Below are 13267 nucleotides of genomic sequence, written 5' to 3'. Positions count from 1 at the left end.
GACGGGCGGGAGCGATCCTGCCCGACCTGACGCCGGCGCCGGGCAACCGCCCGCGCCGGTGGACCCCCACGGTGGCATTGCGCCGCCGCGAACAGCGAAGAGATTTGCATGAGCACGATCCGTTGCGACATCGTCAGCGCCGAGCAGGAAATCTTCCGTGGCGAAGCGACCCTGGTCGTGGCCACCGGTGAGCTGGGTGAACTGGGCATCGCGCCCAAGCACGCGCCGCTGATCACCCGCCTGAAGCCGGGCAAGGTGGTGGTCACCACGCCGAACGGCGAGCAGCTGGATTTCGCCATCTCCGGCGGTATCCTGGAAGTGCAGCCGCAGGTGGTGACCGTGCTGGCCGACACCGCGATCCGCGCGCAGGACATCGACGAAGCCTCGGTCCGCAAGGCCAAGGAAGAAGCCGAACGCATCCTGGCCAACCGCGGCGAAGCGATGGAAGTGGCCGAAGCCCAGCAGAAGCTGGCTGAAGCCGTCGTCCAGCTGCAGGCACTGGAACGCCTGCGCAAGAATCTCAAGCACTGAGGTTCGCGCTGCATCCACGAGAACGCCGGCCCTGTGCCGGCGTTTTTGTTTGGGGCGGGGCAGGGCCGATTGGGTAGAGCCGACGGGGGTAGAGTCGACTGTCAGTCGACTACCGCGCGCAGCTCGGGATTTTCGCGACCTCACGGAAGAGCAGTCGACTGACAGTCGACTCTACCGTTCCGGTTCCCGCCCCCAATCCGGCATCCCGATTCCCGCCTCGTCTCAGCGATACACCACGTAGCGCATCAACAGGAACGACACGCATGCCAGCCCGCCTTCCACCAGCGGCTTGGCCAGCCACGTGAATTGCAGGCCCAGCGCCTGGTCGACCAGGCTGACCAGCAGCGTGCTCGTCGCCGTCAGCAGCAGCCACAGCCCGAAGAAACGTGCAAAGCGCTTCCATCCCAGCTTGCGGGTGCCGGCCTCGGCAAAGGTGTAGCGGCCGTTGAGCCAGAAGCCCAGCAGCATGCCGGCCAGGCGACCGGCGATGTTGGCCGGCGCGACCGGCATGCCCAGCGCGGTGGCGACCACGAACACCAGCCAATCGACCAGCAGCTGCACGAGCCCGATCACGAGGTAGGTGCTTCCCTGGCGGAGCAGGCTCATCGGCGTGGTGAAGGAGGAGGGATGCCCATGTTAACGGCCCACGCTCTAGAATCACCGGCAACGAACTACGGACTGCTGCTCCCATGACCCAAGCCCTGCACGTCATCATCCTCGCCGCCGGCGCCGGCAAGCGCATGAAGTCGGTGCTGCCGAAGGTGCTGCAGCCGATCGCCGGCCAGCCGATGCTGGCGCACGTGATCGATACGGCCCGCGAGCTGCAGCCGGCGGCCATCCACGTGGTTTACGGCCATGGTGGCGAGGCGGTGCGTCAGTACTTCGCCGGCCAGCCCGACCTGCAGTGGGCCGGACAGGTCCAGCAGCTCGGTACCGGCCACGCAGTGGCGCAGGCAATGCCGCAGGTTCCCGATGCCGCGCAGGTGCTGGTGCTGTACGGCGATGTGCCGCTGATCCGCGCGCAGACCCTGCGCGACCTGCTGGCGCAGCCGGGCCGGCTGGCAGTGCTGGTGGCCGATGTCGATGACCCGACCGGGTACGGCCGGGTGCTGCGCGATGCAGAGGGCAAGGTGGGCTCCATCGTCGAGCAGAAGGACGCCACCGACGACCAGCTGCGCGTGCGCACGATCAACACCGGCATCATCGCCGCAGAGTCGACCGCGCTGCGCCGCTGGTTGTCGCAGCTGTCCAACAGCAATGCACAGGGCGAGTACTACCTTACCGATGTGTTCGCGTTCGCCGCGCATGAGTACACCCCGGCCGAGATGGCCCTGGTCGCCGATGCACAGGAGGCCGAGGGGGCGAATGATCCATGGCAGCTGTCGCAGCTGGAGCGCGCCTGGCAGCGGCGTGCGGTGCGTGCACTGTGCGCTCAGGGCGCGCGCGTGCGTGACCCGGCACGACTGGATATCCGTGGCACCGTCACCGTGGGCAGCGATGTACTGATCGATGTCGACGTTGTTCTTGAAGGCAACGTCGTGCTCGGTGACGGCGTTACCGTAGGCCCGTTCAACCGGCTGAAGGACGTCAACCTGGGGCCCGGCACCGAAGTGCGCGCGCATTGCGACCTGGAAGGCGTGGTGACCGAAGGTGCCGCGCAGATCGGCCCGTTCGCACGCTTGCGGCCGGGTACCGTGCTGGCCGATGGCGTACACGTCGGCAACTTCGTCGAAACCAAGAAGGTCACCCTCGGCGTCGGCAGCAAGGCCAACCATCTCACCTACCTGGGTGACGCGGTGATCGGCAGCAGGGTGAACATCGGTGCCGGCACCATCACCTGCAACTACGATGGCGTGAACAAGTCGACCACCACCATCGGCGACAACGCCTTCATCGGCTCCAACAGCTCGCTGGTGGCACCGATCACCATCGGCGAGGGCGCGACCATCGCTGCCGGGTCGGTCATCACCCGCACCGCGCCGGACGGCAAGCTGACGCTGGCACGTGCACGACAGGAAACCATCGATGGCTGGAAGCGCCCGGTCAAGAAGTCCTGAGCCACGGGTTCCGCGCACCGATGAGCTGGGTGTGCTGCCGGCGATCGAACAACGTGCCGGCGAACTGCTGAGGGGTCACGAGGCCTATCCGGTGTTTGCCAGCCACGGCCTGGACCTGCCGACGCTGCAGGAAGGCCTTGAGCGTGGGCAGCTGTGGGTGGTGGATGGCGCCGCCGGCGGTGTTGCCGGCTACCTGCTGGCCGGCGACCTGGCAGGCGAGTTCCATGTCCTGCAGATGGATGTGGATCCAGCGCACGCGCGTCGTGGCCATGGCCGTGCATTGCTGCGGCATGCCTTGGCGCAGGCCAGGGCCACTGGCTTTGCTGCAGCGGTGCTGACCACCTTGAGCGATGTGCCGTGGAATGCAGCCTTCTACGCCAGCGAAGGGTTCGAGGTAGTGCCCGAGGCGCAGTGGAGCGAGGGCCTGCGCGCGGTGATGGCCGAAGAGGCCGCGCTGGGATTTCCAATGCATCTGCGGGTGGCGATGCGGCAGGTCTGGTAGGTGCCGACCCTGGTCGGCACATCCACGCATGGCGTGGCTCTACTGACAGACCGAGCCAAGTCGGCAACTCACCCCATCGGCAACAGGATCGACACGCACAGCCCGCCATCACCGCGGTTCTGCAGCGACACCCGCCCACCGTGCGCCTCCACGATCTCGCGGGTCAGTGCCAGTCCCAACCCGGTACCGTTGCGCTTGGTCGAATAGAACGGCATCAGCGCGTTCTGCAGCACCTGCTCGTTCATGCCCTTGCCACGGTCCAGCACATCCAGGCGCAGCCATTGCGGCAACCGCGTCAGCTGCACCTGCACGTCATCATTGGGCGGATCGGCTTCGGCACAGGCTTCATGCGCGTTCTTCAGCAGGTTCAACAGCGCCTGCCCGAACTGCGCGATGTCGATCCGGCTGCTCAGTTCCTCGTCCGGTTCACGTTCCATGCCGAACGGAATCTGCTGGCGCAGGCTGGACAGGAAGGGCGCCCAGTGCACGGTCTGCAGTTGCGGTTGCGGCAGCTTGGCGAAGCGCGCATAGCCACGGATGAAGCCTTCCAGGTGGCGCGCGCGGTCTTCGATGGTGGTGAAGATCTCCGGCAGCCGATCGAAGCGCTCGCGCTGTACCAGCACGCCGCCGGAATGGGCCAGCGAGGCGATCGGCGCCAGCGAGTTGTTGAGCTCGTGGCTGATCACCCGGATCACCTTCTTCCACGTCTGCACTTCCTGGCGGCGCAGTTCGGCGGTGAGCAGGCGTACCAGCAGCAGGTCGTGCGGGCGGCCGTTGAGCTGGAAAGATCGGCGTGAGAGGTGATAGACCTGTTCGTCGTCCTCATCGCCGTCTTCGCCTTCCGCATGCACCGCGAACAGGCTGTCGCCGCCACGGGCGATGGCATCGCGCAGCTCCACCGGCACCTGTTCCAGCACCTCTTCCAGGCGCTGGCCTTCCAGCTTCCAGCCGCCATGCAGCAGCTTGCGCGCGGCCAGGTTGGAGAACACCACGCGGGCGATGCCATCGCCGCCGGAAGCAATCAGCAGCATCGCCACCGGGGTGTTCTGTACCATGGTGTCCAGCAGCAGTTCGCGCTGCACCAGGCCTTGCCGCTGCTCGCGCAGCACGTCGCCCAGTTCGCGGTGCGCCTGCACCAGGTCACCCAGTTCGTCGTTGCCTGGCCAGTACACACCGAAGTTGTACTCACCGTCGCGGTAGCTGCTGGTGGTGCCGGCCAAGGCGCGCATCAATGAACGTACCGGCGCGGTTGCACGGCGCAGGGTCCACCACATCAGCGACAGCAGGATCAGCGCCGACACCGTGGTCACCACCCAGCCATGGTCCATCCAGTAGGCCAGCAGCCACGGCAACGCGGCGGCCAGCGCCAGCACCGGCAGCAGGCGCAGGAACAGGCGGAAGGTGAACGAGCGCCGTTTCATTCGCGTGGGATGCCGTGCCGGTCCATGCGCCGGTACAGTGCCTGGCGGCTCAGGCCGAGTTCGGCGGCGGCCTGGGCGATGACGCCGTGGTTGCGCGCCAGCACATCCTCGATGCGCGCACGGTCAGGATCATTGCCGGCACTGGCTGCCGGTCGCGGTGCAGGTGCGGCACGCGGCAGGTTCAGGTCGGCCACTTCGATGCGGTTGCCGGTCGCCAGCAACTCGGCCCGCTGGATCACGTTGCGCAGTTCGCGCACGTTGCCGGGCCAGGGGTGCCGTTGCAAGGCCGCGGTGGCGGCGCTGGAAAGTGGCTTGCCGGCGGTCAGGAAGCGCTCGGCCAGGGGCACGATGTCGCCCGGGCGCTCGGCCAATGGTGGCAGTACCAATTCCACCGTATTGAGGCGGTAGTACAGGTCTTCGCGGAAGGTGCCGTCGCGGATCATCGCCGGCAGGTCGGCATTGGTCGCGCTGACCACACGGACTTTGACCTGGCGCTCGCGATTGGAGCCAAGACGCTCGAAGCGCCCTGTTTCCAGCACACGCAGGAGCTTCATCTGGCCGCCCAGCGACAGGTTGCCGATCTCATCCAGGAACAGCGTGCCGCCGTCGGCGGCTTCGAACTTGCCCTCGCGTGCCTTGTTGGCGCCGGTATATGCGCCGGCTTCGGCACCGAACAGTTCGGCCTCGATCAGTTCCGAGGGCAGGGCGCCGCAGTTGACCGTGATGAACGGGCCCTTGGCCACCAGCGAGTTGGCCTGGATGATCTGCGCGATCTTCTCCTTGCCGGCACCATTGGGACCGGTGATCAGCACCGGCAGGTCGGAGCGCGCGACCTGGCAGGCCAGGGCAATGACGCGCTCGCTGGCCGGATCGGCGAAGACCGCACCACACAGCTCGTACTTTTCTTCCAGCGCATTGCGCTGGCGCAGCTCACGGCTGCGGCGGCGGTCCAGCTCGCGCCGCGCCTCGGACAGCTCGAGCAGGTTGTTGACCGTGGTCAGCAGCTTGCGGTCGTCCCAGGGCTTGGCCAGGTAGTCGGCGGCACCGGCCTTGACCAGGTCCACCGCACTGCTCAGGTGGGTCCAGGCGGTGAGCAGGATCACCGGCAGGTCCGGGTGGCGTGCGCGGATCTGTGCGAACAGGTCTTCGCCTTCTTCGCCGGAGGTGGTGTCCTCGCTGAAATTCATGTCCTGGATCACCAGGTCGACCGGCTGCGACTCGAGCAGGGCCAGCCCTTCGGCCGGGGTCTGCGCCTGCAGGGTGTCGATGTCATGCAGGGAGAACAGCACGTCCAGCGCGGTGCCCACGCTGGCGTTGTCGTCGATGATCAGGATCGAAGGCATCAAGCAGTTCTGCAGAAAGGGATGGGCGGCGCCGATGGAGCCGTGTTCGTATCCATACGCCGGGAGAGCCCGGCGCCACCCATCAAGCATAGCCAAAGCCGTGGCGACGAGGGCGGGCTGGTTTCAGCGCCGCGCTGGTGGAGGCGGTGGTGCCGGCGGTGGCGGAGCGGCCAGCGCCAGCCGCCACGAGGTGGCGTCCACCGGGACGGTGAGCTCGCGTTTGTCGCGGCGCAGCAACAGGTACACAGTCGGGGCACTGGAATGCCGCAGTGCATCGGCAAGATGCTCGATCCGCCGCACGGCCGTATCGTCCAAGCGCAGGATGCGGTCGCCGCTGCGCACGCCGAAGCGGGCTTCCGGACGCGCGGCGTCCACCCGTACCTGGCCCTCGGTCGAGCGGAGCGCCAGGCGGGCATCATCCTGGCGCCATTCCAGCGTCTGCGAGCTGCCACCGCCGGCCAGCGCCGGCAGTGGCAGCAGTGCCATCAACAGCATTCGGCAGGCACGCACCTCACGCGCCCCGCGTGGCGACTGCGGGCGGGACCGCTGCCGCGCGCCGGGCCGGCCCGAACACCGCGATCTGGCCCAGCACCCACAGCAGAAGCGCGCCCAGCGGCAGGTAGTACAGGGGCATGCGTGGCAGCTCGTAGAGGTTCATCAGTGCCAGGTTGATCGCGTAGGCTGCCAGCATGCCCAGCACGATGCCCAGCGAGGCCAGCAGGAAGTTCTCGGTCTGGAAGTAGCGCAGGATCTGGCCGCGGGTGGCACCGAGTGCGCGGCGGATGCCGATCTGCTTGCTGCGCTGCTGCACCCAGAAGCTGGCCAGGCCGATGATGCCCAGTGCGGTCACCACCAGCAGCGAGACGCTGACGGTGATCAGCAGGCCAACCATCGCGCGGTCGTTCTTGAAGAAGTCCTTGCGCTGGTCTTCATAGGTCAGCTTGTCGCGCATCAGCCGATTGGGGTCATTGCGCTCCAGTACAGCAGCCCCGCATCAAGCACCTCCTGGCGGCGTTCCGGCGAAGTGCGCAGCACATAGGTGCCACCCTCGTCGAAGGTGCGCCGCATGGGCAGCAGCATGGAGTTCGTCCAGTTGTCATTCCAGCCGTTGGGCGTGCTCAGCGTGTCGACGATGCCGACCACATGCAGCGGCTGCTTGCCCATGTAGTAGGTCTTGCCCAGCGCGCTGCCGTTGGGTTCCATCTTGGCGGCGGTGGCCTGGGTGAGGATGACCGGGATGGCGTTTTCCTTGGCGCCCCCCTTGCTGGCGTCTTCGAAGTTCTGGTACTCGCCGGGCAGGAAATCGCGGCCGGCGATCAGGTTGATGCCCATCGTGGCCAGCCCGTTCTCGGACAGGGTGTACATCGAGGCGTTGGTGGTCGGCCGTTCCTGGTCGATCTCCCGCGAGATGCTGCTGCTGGACGAGCCGTTGCGGAAAGGCACCTGGTTGATGATGGTGACGTTGCTGACGCCGGGAAGCGCACGCAATGACGCCAGGTCCTCACGGGTGCGGGCCATGGCATCGGTCTGCTTGCCGATGCCGCTGACGCGGAGCATCACCAGTTCGTTCTCGGCGATGCCGCTGGGCATGCTGATCTTCTCCACGCGCTGGCTGACCAGGAACAGCGCGTTGCAGACGATGGCGCAGGTCAGTGCGACTTCCAGCACGATCAGGGCAGCGGCAGTCTTGTGCCGGCGCAGCGTGCTGAGGATGGGGCGGATGTCCATGGGAGTCCTCGTTCGGGTGCTTACTGCGACTTGAGCTGGATGGCCGGAGTGACCTGCATGGCGCGCCAGGCAGGCAGGAAACCGGCGGCAAGGCTGGCGAACAGGGTCAAGCCCAGCGCAAGCAGCAGCATGTTGCCGTCCAGGTGGGCCAGCTTTGCGTACTCCACCGGTTGCTGGCGCACCGCGAACAGGCCCAGCAGGGCCAGGCCGATGCCCAGCACGCCCCCGACCACGCCGACCGCGCCGGCTTCCACCAGGCACTGCAGGAAGATCTGGCCACGGCTGGCACCGAGTGCGCGGCGCACGCCGATCTCACCACTGCGGCGCAGGAACTTGGCCAGCAGCAGGCCCACCGTGTTGACCAGGCAGACCCCCAGGAAACCCAGTGCCAGCCACAGCTGCAGGCGCACATCGCTGGGCACCGCGCCGTTGAAGTCCAGCCATTCCATCACGGTGCGCAGGCGCACGTTCGGCGGGTGCTTGAAGCGGCCGGCCTGGCGCTGCTGGCTCGAATAGTTCTCCAGGTAGCGGCGGTAGTCGGCGGCCTTGGCCGGGTCCATCTCCACCCAGTACTGCAGCCACGCGCACGGCGCATTGAGCGAGTAGCTGTTGCCGTCGGGATTTTCGCCGAAGCAGTTCATGTTGCCGTTGCTGCCCAGTTTCAGGTCGAAGGACGTGGAAATCGGCAGCAGCAGGTCCTCGTTCTTGCCGTAGCTGCCGGTGGTCAGGTCGTAGAAGTGCGGTTCCGGGCTCCACTCCTTCATCACGCCGACGATGCGGTAGCTCTGGCCTTCCATGCGCAGGTCGCGGCCTACGCTGTTGGCGCCCTGGTAAAGCTTGTCGTTGAGCGCCTTGGAGATGACCACCACGCGTGCGCGGCCTTCGTCGTCCTCGCGCGTCCACGGGCGGCCGTACTGCATGGGCACCTCGAACATCGGGAAGAAATCGGCCGAGGTCCAGCGGGTGTCGATGCTGAAGGGCTTGAGGGTGCTGTTGTCCGGTTCGATGGTGCCGCCGCCGCCGCTCATCAGCGCCTGGCGCTCGCCCTTGGCTTCGCGCAGCAGGGCTTCACCGTCGAAGCGGGTCAACTGTGTTTCCGGCTCCTCGCCCGCGACATAGGCGCCGGTCGCGGCATCGAGCTGCACATAGAACAGCCGGTCACTCTTGCCGGGGATCGGGTCGCCGGACAGCACGTGGAACACGGTCAGGGTGGTCATCGAGGCACCGATGCCGAGGGCGATGGCTACCACCATCAGCGCAGTCAGGACCTTGTTGCGGCGGAAACTGCGTACCGCCAATCGGGCGTAGTAGGCGAACATGGGAATGCCCTCACTCGTTGACGGCGACGATGTGGCGCGGCGTGGCCAGCACCGGCTCGCGCACCAGGTCGGTGACCTGGCCGTCGACGATGTGCACGTTGCGCTGCGCACGCGCGGCCAGTTCCGGGTCGTGGGTGACCATTACGATGGTGGTGCCGGCGGCATTGATCTCCTCCAGCAGTTCCATCACGCCACGCGCCATCTGCGTATCCAGGTTGCCGGTCGGTTCGTCGGCCAGCAGCAGGCGCGGGCTGCCGGCCAGTGCACGCGCGATCGCCGCACGCTGCTGCTGACCGCCGGACAGCTCGTTCGGGTAGTGCTTCATGCGCGAGCCCAGGCCGACCTGGGTCAGCGCCTTCTCGATGCGTTCGCGGCGTTCGTTGGCGCTCATCTTCCGATAGCGCAGCGGCACGTCGACGTTGTCGAACAGGTTGAGGTCGGGGATCAGGTTGAAGCCCTGGAAGATGAAGCCGATCTTCTGGTTGCGCAGGCGGCTGCGGGCGTCATCGCCCAGCGTGCTCACATCCTGCCCGTCCAGCATGTAGGTACCGCTGGTGAAGGTTTCCAGCAGGCCGGCGATGTTGAGGAAGGTGGTCTTGCCGGAACCGGACGGACCGGTGACGGCGACGAACTCGCCTTCCTTGACCTGCAGTTCCAGGGAGCGCAACGCGTGGGTTTCCACCTGTTCGGTGCGGAAGACCTTGGCGACCGAACGCATTTCGAGCATGTACATGGGGTGTCCTCTCTCCAGGATTCAGGTATCAGTTGACGGAGACGCGTTCGGCGTCCTTGAACAGGTCGCTGCCGGAGACCACGATGCGGTCGCCCGGCTGCACACCCGACTTGATTTCCACTTCGCCCAGGCTGCTGACGCCCAGTTCCACCGGGCGGCGCACGGCGGTGCGGCCATCCATCACGTAGGCCATGCCGTTGCCCTGTTCGACGAACGGGCCGCGCTCGACCTTCAGCACGTTCTTGCGGGTATCGAGCAGCACGCGCACCGACATCCGCTGGCTCTGGCGCAGGCCTTCCGGCTGCGCGCTGGCGAAGCGCACGCGGGCGTTGACCTCGCCGTTGACGACTTCCGGTGATACCGCGCTGATCTCGCCCGGGAACGGCTGGCCGTTGCCGCCGGTCAGCTGGGCCGGCATGCCGATCGCCAGGTCGCGGGCGAAGCTCTCCGGCACCTTGATCTCGACCTCGAACTTGGACAGGTCGACCACGCCCAGCACCGGCGCGTTGGCGGCCAGGTTGGTGGACTGCACCGCCTGGACCTGGCCGACCTGGCCATCGAACGGGGCGCGCAGGGTCAGTGCATCGACCTGGCGTTGCACTTCGGCCACCACGGCCTTCTGGCGGTCGGCCAGCAGGCGCTTGTTGCGGGCATCCAGGTCGGCGCCCTGGCTCTGCAGGCGCGCGTCGGTGGTGGCGTTGGCCAGGGTGATGTCGGCCTTCTTCAGCGAGTCCTTCGCCTTGGCCAGGTCGATCTGCGGCACCGCACCGCCGTCGTAGCCGCGCTGGTAGCGCTGCAGGTCGCGGTCGGCGGCCTGGCGTTCGATGGTGGCCTGGTCGGTTTCCTTGCGTGACTTGGCACGGGCCAGGGTCGCGTCCAGCGCGGCGCGGCTGGCCTCGGCTTCCAGGCCGGCCAGCGTTGCCTGTTCCTGGGCCAGCTTGCTGCGCAGTTCCGGGCTGTCGATGATCGCCAGCTCCTGGCCCTTCTTGACCACGTCACCGGCGACGACCTTCAGGTCCACGGTACCGGCCGAGATCGCGTACAGGATCGGGCTGTCGGCGGCGATCACGCGGCCGTCGGCAGCGATGTCACGGACCAGGTCGCCCCGCTTCACCTCGGCGATGCGCACGCGGCTGCTGTCGAAGGAGCGGCTGGCATTGGACCAGGCATGGACCGCCCAGCCGATGCCGGCGAGCAGCGCAATGGCGCCCAGCGCCAGCCAGCGGTAGCGATGCCAGCTGGCGCGGGTGGTGCCGGCCGGGGCGGAGGAAACGATCTGGTCCTGTGCGGAAGTGTCGCGGATCATCGGGTGCGTGCCTGACGGTGGTAGCCAATACCAAGCACGTAGCGTGCCAACCTTATTTCCTTTCAGTTCAAGGGGTTGGGGATTTCGGGGGAGTGTCCGGGTGTCCGCGGACACCTTTCCGGACACTTTCATTAAGCGGACAGGAGGGGGAAGCCGGACACGCAGGCTAGAATGCGCCGATCGTCTCCAAGGAATCGCGTGACATGTGTGGAATCGTGGGCGCAATCGCTGATCGCGATGTGGTGCCGGTACTGATCGAAGGCCTGAAGCGGCTCGAGTACCGTGGTTACGACTCCTCGGGCATCGCAGTGATCGACCACGCCGAGCGCCCCGAAGTCCGTCGCGTCCGTCGTACCGGTCGAGTGTCGGAAATGGCCACGGCGGCCGAGGCCGAGGGCTTCAATGCGGTGCTGGGCATCGGCCACACCCGCTGGGCCACCCACGGCGGTGTCACCGAGGCCAATGCACATCCGCACATCAGCCACGGTGTGGCGCTGGTGCACAACGGCATCATCGAGAACCACGAAGAGCAGCGCGAGAAGCTGCGCGCGCTGGGCTACACGTTTGAATCGCAGACCGACACCGAGGTCATCGCGCACCTGATCCACCATCATCTGAAGGGCGGCGACGACCTGCTGGTGGCGCTGCAGCACACGGTGAAGGAGCTGACCGGTGCCTACGCGCTGGCCGTGGTCAGCCGCGCCGAGCCGGAGCGCTTCGTCTGCGCGCGCATGGGCTGCCCGCTGCTGGTCGGCCTGGGCGAGGGAGAGAACTTCGTCGCCTCCGACGTCTCGGCCGTGATCTCGGCCACGCGCAAGGTGATCTTCCTGGAAGAGGGCGACACCGCTGAGATCCGTCGCGACGGCGTGCGCATTTTCGATGAGCACGACCAGCCGGTCGAGCGCGACGTGCACCTGTCCGACGTGTCGCTGGCATCGCTGGAGCTGGGCCCGTACCGCCACTTCATGCAGAAGGAAATCCACGAGCAGCCGCGCGCGCTGGGCGACACCATCGAGGCGGCGATCGATGCCGGTGGTTTCCCGGCCGGGCTGTTCGGCAAGAACGCCGAAGCGGTGCTGTCGGGCATCGAAGGCGTGCAGATCATCGCCTGCGGCACCAGCTACTACTCGGGCCTGACCGCGCGCTACTGGATCGAAGCCATCGCCGGCCTGCCGTGCAGCGTGGAAATCGCCAGCGAGTACCGCTATCGCGCGGCCTACGCGAACCCCAAGCATCTGATCGTGACCATCTCGCAGTCCGGCGAAACGCTGGATACGATGGAAGCGCTGAAGTACGCCAAATCGTTGGGCCACCAGCACACGCTGTCGATCTGCAACGTGCCGGAAAGTGCGATCCCGCGCGCCAGCGAACTGGTCTGCTACACCCGCGCCGGCGCCGAGATCGGCGTGGCCTCGACCAAGGCCTTCACCACCCAGCTGGCCGCACTGTTCCAGCTGACCGTGGTGCTGGGCAAGCTGCATGGCCGCATCGACGCGGCGCAGGAAGCGGACTACCTGGAGCAGCTGCGCTTCCTGCCGGGCAGCGTGCAGCACGCCCTGAACATGGAGCCACAGATCGCCGCCTGGGCCGAGCGTTTCGCGCGCAAGAGCAGCGCATTGTTCCTGGGCCGCGGCCTGCATTACCCGATCGCGCTGGAAGGCGCGCTCAAGCTCAAGGAAATCTCCTACATCCACGCCGAGGCCTACCCGGCCGGTGAGCTGAAGCATGGTCCGCTGGCGCTGGTGGACGAGGACATGCCGGTGGTGGTGATCGCGCCGAACGACAGCCTGCTGGAGAAGGTGAAGTCGAACATGCAGGAAGTGCGTGCGCGTGGTGGCGAGCTGTTCGTGTTCGCCGACCAGGACAGCAACTTCAACGCGTCCGAAGGCGTACATGTGATCCGCACGCCGCGCCATGCCGGCGTGCTCAGCCCGATCGTGCACACCATCCCGGTGCAGCTGCTGGCCTACCACACCGCGCTGGCACGCGGCACCGACGTGGACAAGCCGCGCAACCTGGCCAAGAGCGTGACGGTGGAGTAAGGCATTCCCGGAGCTGTGGGATGCTGCATGCGAAAGGGGCCTGCGAGGCCCCTTTCGTTTGTGCCGGACGCAGTACGAAGTGGGACAGCCTCCGGGCGTTCTGTCCGTCGTCGGCAGCAGGCAATCATTCTTTAATGCGCGAAGCCGCCTGTATTCAGCGGCGGTTTCAGCCACGGTGCCATTCTCTGGATCGTCAGTTGGTTCCCACGACGAACTGTCCTATCGATGCCGGTAGTGACCGAGGGTCGCAGTCGTAGAATCGATCTGGCCGAGGTTAGGGTTGAG

General features: G+C 66.6%; 11 protein-coding genes and 1 pseudogene. 4 read left to right on the top strand and 8 right to left on the bottom strand.

Annotated elements, in window-relative coordinates; genetic code table 11:
- The first annotated feature begins 108 nt into the window (after positions 1–108).
- Positions 109–531 (top strand): F0F1 ATP synthase subunit epsilon, encoded by a 423-nt coding sequence (locus DL544_RS18095; protein WP_005419509.1) that lies wholly within the window; start codon positions 109–111, stop codon positions 529–531.
- 222 nt (positions 532–753) lie between these two features.
- On the opposite strand, the gene DL544_RS18090 is transcribed toward DL544_RS18095, so the two are convergent.
- Complete coding sequence (locus tag DL544_RS18090; protein ID WP_005419508.1) at positions 754–1137, bottom strand: GtrA family protein; 384 nt, start codon at positions 1135–1137, stop codon at positions 754–756.
- 83 nt (positions 1138–1220) lie between these two features.
- On the opposite strand from DL544_RS18090, the gene glmU reads away from it, so the two are divergent.
- Both glmU and DL544_RS18080 read left to right on the top strand, forming a co-directional pair.
- Complete coding sequence (gene glmU, locus DL544_RS18085; protein ID WP_139727696.1) at positions 1221–2588, top strand: bifunctional UDP-N-acetylglucosamine diphosphorylase/glucosamine-1-phosphate N-acetyltransferase GlmU; 1368 nt, start codon at positions 1221–1223, stop codon at positions 2586–2588.
- The gene (locus DL544_RS18080; RefSeq protein ID WP_053497585.1) at positions 2557–3090 is read left to right on the top strand and encodes a GNAT family N-acetyltransferase; all 534 of its coding nucleotides are present in this window, start codon (positions 2557–2559) and stop codon (positions 3088–3090) included. The genes glmU and DL544_RS18080 overlap by 32 nt, the downstream gene beginning before the upstream one ends.
- Before the next feature lie 68 nt (positions 3091–3158).
- Here the strand turns inward: DL544_RS18080 and DL544_RS18075 are convergent, their stop codons facing one another.
- From DL544_RS18075 to DL544_RS18045, 7 genes and pseudogenes are all read right to left on the bottom strand, one after another.
- The gene (locus tag DL544_RS18075; protein ID WP_065186213.1) at positions 3159–4511 is read right to left on the bottom strand and encodes a sensor histidine kinase; all 1353 of its coding nucleotides are present in this window, start codon (positions 4509–4511) and stop codon (positions 3159–3161) included.
- Positions 4508–5854, bottom strand: a complete 1347-nt coding sequence (locus DL544_RS18070; protein WP_065178012.1) for a sigma-54-dependent transcriptional regulator — start codon at positions 5852–5854, stop codon at positions 4508–4510. Before DL544_RS18070 ends, DL544_RS18075 begins: the two co-directional genes overlap by 4 nt.
- A gap of 123 nt (positions 5855–5977) precedes the next feature.
- Positions 5978–6349, bottom strand: a complete 372-nt coding sequence (locus tag DL544_RS18065) for a PDZ domain-containing protein (protein ID WP_065178013.1) — start codon at positions 6347–6349, stop codon at positions 5978–5980.
- A gap of 16 nt (positions 6350–6365) precedes the next feature.
- Positions 6366–7582, bottom strand: a pseudogene (locus DL544_RS18060) (ABC transporter permease).
- A 20-nt stretch (positions 7583–7602) separates the two neighbouring features.
- A complete protein-coding gene (locus DL544_RS18055) occupies positions 7603–8901 on the bottom strand; it encodes an ABC transporter permease (RefSeq protein ID WP_005419489.1) in 1299 nt (432 codons plus the stop codon).
- A gap of 10 nt (positions 8902–8911) precedes the next feature.
- Complete coding sequence (locus DL544_RS18050; protein WP_005419487.1) at positions 8912–9634, bottom strand: ABC transporter ATP-binding protein; 723 nt, start codon at positions 9632–9634, stop codon at positions 8912–8914.
- 28 nt (positions 9635–9662) lie between these two features.
- Positions 9663–10940 (bottom strand): efflux RND transporter periplasmic adaptor subunit, encoded by a 1278-nt coding sequence (locus DL544_RS18045; protein WP_139727694.1) that lies wholly within the window; start codon positions 10938–10940, stop codon positions 9663–9665.
- A gap of 203 nt (positions 10941–11143) precedes the next feature.
- On the opposite strand from DL544_RS18045, the gene glmS reads away from it, so the two are divergent.
- Positions 11144–12982, top strand: coding sequence for a glutamine--fructose-6-phosphate transaminase (isomerizing) (gene glmS / locus DL544_RS18040; protein WP_065186214.1), 1839 nt, complete (start codon positions 11144–11146; stop codon positions 12980–12982).
- Positions 12983–13267 lie beyond the last annotated feature (285 nt).

Origin of the sequence: Stenotrophomonas sp. pho (genome assembly GCF_006228405.1) — a bacterium.
Taxonomy (GTDB): domain Bacteria; phylum Pseudomonadota; class Gammaproteobacteria; order Xanthomonadales; family Xanthomonadaceae; genus Stenotrophomonas; species Stenotrophomonas sepilia.
The sequence above is the reverse complement of the archived record's forward strand: the minus strand, read 5'-3'. Positions and strand labels throughout refer to the sequence as shown.

Excerpts from the sequence above, each read along its gene's own strand:
- DL544_RS18095 (WP_005419509.1), top strand. The coding sequence starts at position 109 with ATGAGCACGATCCGTTGCGACATCGTCAGCGCCGAGCAGGAAATCTTC.
- DL544_RS18090 (WP_005419508.1), bottom strand. The coding sequence starts at position 1,137 with ATGAGCCTGCTCCGCCAGGGAAGCACCTACCTCGTGATCGGGCTCGTG.
- glmU (WP_139727696.1), top strand. The coding sequence starts at position 1,221 with ATGACCCAAGCCCTGCACGTCATCATCCTCGCCGCCGGCGCCGGCAAG.
- DL544_RS18080 (WP_053497585.1), top strand. The coding sequence starts at position 2,557 with ATGGCTGGAAGCGCCCGGTCAAGAAGTCCTGAGCCACGGGTTCCGCGC.
- DL544_RS18075 (WP_065186213.1), bottom strand. The coding sequence starts at position 4,511 with ATGAAACGGCGCTCGTTCACCTTCCGCCTGTTCCTGCGCCTGCTGCCG.
- DL544_RS18070 (WP_065178012.1), bottom strand. The coding sequence starts at position 5,854 with ATGCCTTCGATCCTGATCATCGACGACAACGCCAGCGTGGGCACCGCG.
- DL544_RS18065 (WP_065178013.1), bottom strand. The coding sequence starts at position 6,349 with ATGCTGTTGATGGCACTGCTGCCACTGCCGGCGCTGGCCGGCGGTGGC.
- DL544_RS18055 (WP_005419489.1), bottom strand. The coding sequence starts at position 8,901 with ATGTTCGCCTACTACGCCCGATTGGCGGTACGCAGTTTCCGCCGCAAC.
- DL544_RS18050 (WP_005419487.1), bottom strand. The coding sequence starts at position 9,634 with ATGTACATGCTCGAAATGCGTTCGGTCGCCAAGGTCTTCCGCACCGAA.
- DL544_RS18045 (WP_139727694.1), bottom strand. The coding sequence starts at position 10,940 with ATGATCCGCGACACTTCCGCACAGGACCAGATCGTTTCCTCCGCCCCG.
- glmS (WP_065186214.1), top strand. The coding sequence starts at position 11,144 with ATGTGTGGAATCGTGGGCGCAATCGCTGATCGCGATGTGGTGCCGGTA.